Origin of the sequence: Staphylococcus lugdunensis (assembly GCF_002901705.1) — a bacterium.
GTDB classification, from domain to species: Bacteria; Bacillota; Bacilli; order Staphylococcales; family Staphylococcaceae; genus Staphylococcus; species Staphylococcus lugdunensis.
Map to the genome: position 1 here is coordinate 78,226 of NZ_PPPV01000019.1, position 6,000 is coordinate 84,225.

Consider the following 6,000-nt stretch of genomic DNA (forward strand, 5'->3'; position numbering starts at 1 on the left):
TTGACTTATTAGAGCGAAATGTTTCATGTTTAGCCTATGTTAAATAAATGGTCGTTTCATTGAAGTAATAATGAATGTTGTAGTAAGGAGGAAACGTCGTGGAAGAATTTAAAAAACACTATAAAGAATTATTAGACGAAAGCATTGCTACTGGTGTGCAACCTCAGCTACTAGAAAAATGTGAAAACTACACGAGTGAAGTGATTAAAAAAGATATTTTGCCTGAAGATATTGTGGAAATACATAAGAATTATATATCTTCTCTTAGCTTAGAAGAACATAAAATTTTAGATACATTAGACGTCTTAAAAGAAGTAGTTAGAGGATTTGGCTACAGCTATCGAGATTATCAAAAGTTAGTAAATAAATTACAATTCCACGATAAAGAAATTGATTTAGCTTCTAGATTGCAACAAACTATGTTAAAGGCTGACATACCACAATTTGACAGTATACAAATTGGCGTCATATCAGTTGCTGCACAAAAAGTAAGTGGAGATTATTTTAATTTGATTGACCATAAAGACGGAACGATGAGTTTTGCGATTGCAGATGTCATCGGTAAAGGTATTCCAGCCGCATTAGCTATGAGTATGATTAAATTTGGTATGGACTCATATGGGCACTCTCAATTGCCAAGTGATGGATTGAAGCGACTAAATCGAGTTGTTGAAAAAAATGTTAACCAAAATATGTTTGTAACTATGTTCTATGGTTTATATGAGGAAATGAATCATTTACTATACTGCAGCTCGGCGGGACATGAGCCAGGGTATATTTATCGAGCGGAAACCGAGGAATTTGAAGAAATTGAAGTGCGTGGTCGCGTATTGGGTGTAAGTCAAAATACGCGTTATCACCAACAAGAAATTGCAGTTAATCTCAATGATTTAATCATTATCTTTACCGATGGCGTAACCGAAGCTCGAAACTCAATGGGTGAGTTTATTTCAAAAAAGGACTTATTAAATCTAATTCATAAATATAAACATATGCATCCGCAAGATATTGTACAATTACTATATGAAGCAATTTTAAAAATACAAAATCCGAACAAGCGTGATGATATGACAATTTTGATTATCAAAAGAGTAAATTAGCATAAAAAATTGTGGTTATAACAATATTGTTGTGGGTATAAATAGAGCGTATGTATTTTGTGAAATGAATTTATTTAGGAGTGTAAATATATGAACCTTAATGTAGAAACTCAATCATTTGAAAAATATTATGAAGTTAATGTAGCTGGTGAACTGGATGTCTATACAGTACCAGAATTGGAAGAAGTTTTAGTTCCAATGCGACAAGAAGGAGATAAAGATATTCACGTAAATTTAGCAAATGTGAGTTATATGGACTCTACTGGTCTGGGCTTATTTGTTGGAACACTAAAAGCATTAAATCAACATAATAAAGAACTTTATATTTTAGGCGTGACAGATCGAATTAGTAGACTTTTTGATATTACAGGATTAAAAGATTTAATGCATGTTAATGAAGGGACGGAGGTTGAATAAAATGCTTGGAAATCACGATTATATTGAAATGAGATTACCAGCTTCAGCTGAATATGTAAGCTTAATTCGCTTAACGTTGTCGGGCGTGTTTTCCAGAGCAGGTGCATCATATGATGATATAGAAGACGCCAAAATCGCTGTGAGTGAAGCGGTGACCAATGCAGTAAAACATGCTTATAAAAACGAACAAGAAAACGGTAGAATAAATCTTTGCTTTGAAATTCTAGAAAATCAAATTAAAATCGTTATTTCCGATCAAGGAGAAAGCTTTGATTATGAAGCAACTAAAGCAAAATTAGGGCCATATAATAATAATGAGAATATTGACTTTTTACGTGAAGGTGGGCTAGGTTTATTTTTAATTGAATCTTTAATGGATGAAGTTACTGTCTGTAAAGAATCTGGTGTTACGATCAGTATGATTAAGAATATAAAAAAAGAGCAGGTGCCAAAAAATGACGAAAGAGTCGAAATCAATTAATGACACTTCACCTGAACAAATAAACCAATGGATTAAAGAGCATCAAGAAGACAAGAGTACAGAAGCCCAAGATAAATTGGTGAAACATTATCGCAAGTTAATTGAATCACTTGCTTACAAGTATTCTAAAGGGCAATCACATCATGAAGATTTAGTTCAAGTGGGAATGGTTGGATTAATAGGTGCAATCAATCGATTTGATATTTCGTTCGATCGAAAATTTGAAGCATTCTTGGTGCCAACTGTTATTGGTGAAATCAAACGATATTTAAGAGACAAGACATGGAGTGTACATGTGCCTCGACGTATTAAAGAGATTGGACCTAGAATTAAAAAAGTTAGCGATGAGTTAACAAATGAACTAGAACGATCACCTTCTATTACAGAAATTGCAAATAGACTTGAAGTTACAGAAGAAGAAGTGCTTGAAGCAATGGAAATGGGGCAAAGTTACAATGCGCTAAGTGTTGATCATTCGATTGAAGCTGATAAAGATGGGTCAACAGTAACTTTATTAGATATCATGGGTCAGCAAGATGATAATTACGACTTGACCGAAAAAAGAATGATTTTAGAACGTATTTTACCTATTCTATCTGAGCGTGAACGAGAAATTATTCAATGTACATTTATAGAAGGTTTGAGTCAGAAAGAAACTGGCGAGCGTATAGGACTGAGTCAAATGCATGTATCACGACTACAACGGACGGCAATAAAAAAATTACAACAAGCTGCAAAACAATAAAAGCAGAGACCATCATTTGTAAAGGTCTCTGTTTTTTCTATGAATATCTTTTAAATCAGAAGATGATATCAATATATGTTAAAATAAGCATGAATTACTAGAAAAGTGTGGTAAAACAATGGACAATCAATTAATTGCAACTATCGAACAAAATTATTCATTTTCAAAAAAACAAATTACTGCAGTATTATCGTTATTAGAAGATAATAATACAGTCCCTTTTATTGCTAGATATCGAAAAGAGGCTACTGGCGGTTTAGATGAAGTTGAAATAAAACAAATAGCTGATGAATATCAATATGTAGCACATTTACAAAAGCGTAAAGAAGAAGAGATTAATAATATAGAACAACAGGGATTGCTTACAGAAGAATTAAAACAAGACATCTTAAAACAGACTAAATTACAGCGTGTTGAAGATTTATATCGGCCTTACAAACAAAAGAAAAAAACACGAGCAACCGAGGCAAAACGTAAAGGATTAGAACCGTTTGTAGACTGGTTACTGTTACCTAAACTAGACGTAGATATAACAACAAAAGCAGCCTCATTCTTAAATGAAGAGGTAAACGCTGTTGAAGAAGCTATCCAAGGTGCGCAAGATATTATTGCTGAACGTATTGCAGATCAACCTTCATATCGTACAAAACTGTTAAAAGATGTGTACCATCAAGGGCAATTGGTTACGACAAAAAAGAAAAAAGCGGAAGATGAAAAAGAAATTTTTTCAATGTATTATGATTATTCCGAACCTATTAAAAAAATAGCTAACCATAGAGTTTTAGCGGTGAATCGTGGAGAAAAAGAAAAAATATTGACTGTGAAAATTGAATTTGATATCACGCATATTCAACAGTTTATTGCTAAAAGAGAAATAAAATATCAAACTGAAGCAAGTCGTATTATTCAAGAGGCAATAAGCGATAGTTTGAAACGTTTAGTAATGCCATCAATTGAACGAGAGATAAGATCAGATCTTACTAATAAAGCAGAACATCATGCAATTGATGTTTTTAGTGAGAATTTACGTCATTTATTACTACAACCACCAATACGTGGTAAACAAATTTTAGGGATTGATCCCGCATTTAGAACAGGATGTAAATTGGCAGTAATTAATCCATTTGGCACTTTTGTTGCTAAGAATGTGATGTATCCACATCCTCCTGTATCTAAAGTCCAAGAGGCAAAAAACATATTATTAAAAATGATTAGAGATTATAATGTAGAATTGATTGCAATAGGAAATGGTACTGCTAGTCGTGAGACAGAACAATTTGTAGCACAAGTTATTCAAGAATACCAATTATCAGTTCAATTTATTATCGTCAATGAAGCAGGTGCATCTGTATATTCTGCTTCTGAAGTAGCTCGTAATGAGTTTCCTAACTTTCAAGTAGAAGAAAGAAGTGCAGTTTCAATAGGTCGTCGAGTTCAAGATCCGTTGAGTGAATTGGTTAAAATAGATCCAAAATCAATTGGTGTTGGGCAGTATCAACATGATGTTAATCAAAAAGAACTTGAGCAGGCACTTGCATTTGTTGTTGAAACAGCTGTGAACCAAGTTGGTGTTGACGTTAATACAGCATCAAAATCATTATTGCAATATGTATCCGGCTTAACGGCACCAATCGCACAAAATATTATAGATTACCGTGAACAACATGGTGCTATTAAGCATAATAAAGAAATCAGTAAAGTAAAAAGATTAGGTGCTAAAACATTTGAACAAAGCATTGGATTTTTACGTATCATCGATGGAACAGAGCCACTGGATAATACGTCTATCCACCCAGAAAGTTACCAAGCGACATATCAATTACTTCAGCAACTGAATTTAGATATCAATGAGTTAGGAACGAAAGGACTAAAAGAAAAATTAAGTAAATTAGATGTGAATTCACTTTCTACAAAATTAAATATAGGTATTCCAACATTAGAAGACATTATTGAATCTTTAAAAGCACCACACAGAGATCCACGAGACGAGTTCGAAACACCACTGTTAAAATCAGATGTACTTTCAATAGCAGACTTATCAAAAGGAATGAAATTAAGTGGAACTGTGAGAAATGTCGTTGATTTTGGTGCGTTTGTTGATATTGGTGTTAAACAAGATGGGCTGGTTCATATATCTAAACTATCTAATAAATATGTCAAAAACCCAATGGATATTGTAACTGTAGGAGATATTGTTGATGTATGGATAATAGATATAGATGAGCAAAAAGGAAAAGTATCATTAACAATGGTTAATCCAAATGAATAATGACGAATTGCAATATCTAACTGAAACTATATCTAAGCAGTATTTTAATAAAATATTTGAGCACGAAGCGTATTTTAACAACAGACTAAGAACGACTGGTGGCAGATATATTTTAAAAACGCATAATATTGAGCTTAACCCTATGCAATATAAACATTACGGACTAAAGGCATTAAAGGATATTATTAAACATGAACTATGTCACTATCATTTGCATCTATCTGGCAAAGGATATCAGCACAAAGATAATGACTTCAAAGAACTGAGTGCCAAAGTCGGTGCACCGAGATTTTGTTCTGCAATCAAAAGCTATCAAGAGCGTGCTAATTATGAATACCAATGTAAAAGATGTGGCGTAACATACTTAAGAATTAAAAGAGTGAATATCTCAATCATGAGATGTGGCAAATGTAATGGGAAATTAAAACTAAATCAGGATTATAGAAAATAATAATTGATATAGAGAAAGTCTAATCTTCAAAATTAAATTAGGAAACACTATAGCCATATGTGTGTAATAAAAGCTTATGGTGATTAACAAATTTACTAAGAAGATTAGGCTTTTTTATATTATTAAAAGTATTGACATAAGGATGTAATAATAGTATTATGGATAGCGTTGTGCTAGACAGTAGTTATGAATTTGACAAGTTGTTAAGAAGGTAAAATTAAAGTTAATTTATAATTGACTTTGAATTACAAATCTATTACAATTATTATTGTTCTCGATAGACGAATAAGTTTATTGCGTTTTGCCAGCGGTCGTGGCGGAATGGCAGACGCGCTAGGTTGAGGGCCTAGTGGGAGAAATCCCGTGGAGGTTCAAGTCCTCTCGGCCGCACCAATCATCTATTATATATGCGGGTGTAGTTTAATGGCAAAACCTCAGCCTTCCAAGCTGATGTTGTGGGTTCGATTCCCATCACCCGCTCTGTGAACATTGAAAACTGAATGACAATATGTCAACGTTAATTCCAATAATGTAACG

The 6,000-nt window shown here is 33.1% G+C and carries 6 protein-coding genes and 2 tRNA genes; all 8 read left to right on the forward strand.

The genetic code is table 11. From position 1 onward, the window contains the following. Positions 1 to 98: 98 nt before the first annotated feature. The 8 genes from CD041_RS12005 to CD041_RS12040 all read left to right on the forward strand — a co-directional run bounded on the left by CD041_RS12005 (position 99) and on the right by CD041_RS12040 (position 5,943). Positions 99 to 1,100: a SpoIIE family protein phosphatase gene (locus CD041_RS12005; protein ID WP_002461191.1), complete on the forward strand. Its 1,002-nt coding sequence runs from the start codon at positions 99 to 101 to the stop codon at positions 1,098 to 1,100. A 90-nt stretch (positions 1,101 to 1,190) separates the two neighbouring features. Next, a complete protein-coding gene (locus CD041_RS12010; protein ID WP_002461190.1) occupies positions 1,191 to 1,517 on the forward strand; it encodes an anti-sigma factor antagonist in 327 nt (108 codons plus the stop codon). 1 nt (position 1,518) lies between these two features. Further along, a complete protein-coding gene (gene rsbW, locus CD041_RS12015; RefSeq protein ID WP_012990787.1) occupies positions 1,519 to 1,998 on the forward strand; it encodes an anti-sigma B factor RsbW in 480 nt (159 codons plus the stop codon). After that, positions 1,973 to 2,743, forward strand: a complete 771-nt coding sequence (gene sigB, locus CD041_RS12020) for an RNA polymerase sigma factor SigB (protein WP_002461188.1) — start codon at positions 1,973 to 1,975, stop codon at positions 2,741 to 2,743. Before rsbW ends, sigB begins: the two co-directional genes overlap by 26 nt. A gap of 118 nt (positions 2,744 to 2,861) precedes the next feature. Beyond that, positions 2,862 to 5,012 (forward strand): Tex family protein, encoded by a 2,151-nt coding sequence (locus CD041_RS12025; RefSeq protein ID WP_070647973.1) that lies wholly within the window; start codon positions 2,862 to 2,864, stop codon positions 5,010 to 5,012. After that, positions 5,005 to 5,463 (forward strand): SprT family protein, encoded by a 459-nt coding sequence (locus CD041_RS12030; RefSeq protein WP_070647972.1) that lies wholly within the window; start codon positions 5,005 to 5,007, stop codon positions 5,461 to 5,463. The genes CD041_RS12025 and CD041_RS12030 overlap by 8 nt, the downstream gene beginning before the upstream one ends. Before the next feature lie 307 nt (positions 5,464 to 5,770). Further along, positions 5,771 to 5,856 (forward strand) — tRNA-Leu (locus tag CD041_RS12035). 16 nt (positions 5,857 to 5,872) lie between these two features. Then, positions 5,873 to 5,943, forward strand: a tRNA-Gly gene (locus CD041_RS12040). The last annotated feature ends 57 nt before the right edge of the window (positions 5,944 to 6,000 follow it).

Coding starts and splice junctions, on each gene's coding strand:
- rsbW (WP_012990787.1), top strand. CDS start 1,519: ATGCTTGGAAATCACGATTATATTGAAATGAGATTACCAGCTTCAGCT.
- CD041_RS12030 (WP_070647972.1), top strand. CDS start 5,005: ATGAATAATGACGAATTGCAATATCTAACTGAAACTATATCTAAGCAG.
- CD041_RS12010 (WP_002461190.1), top strand. CDS start 1,191: ATGAACCTTAATGTAGAAACTCAATCATTTGAAAAATATTATGAAGTT.
- CD041_RS12025 (WP_070647973.1), top strand. CDS start 2,862: ATGGACAATCAATTAATTGCAACTATCGAACAAAATTATTCATTTTCA.
- sigB (WP_002461188.1), top strand. CDS start 1,973: ATGACGAAAGAGTCGAAATCAATTAATGACACTTCACCTGAACAAATA.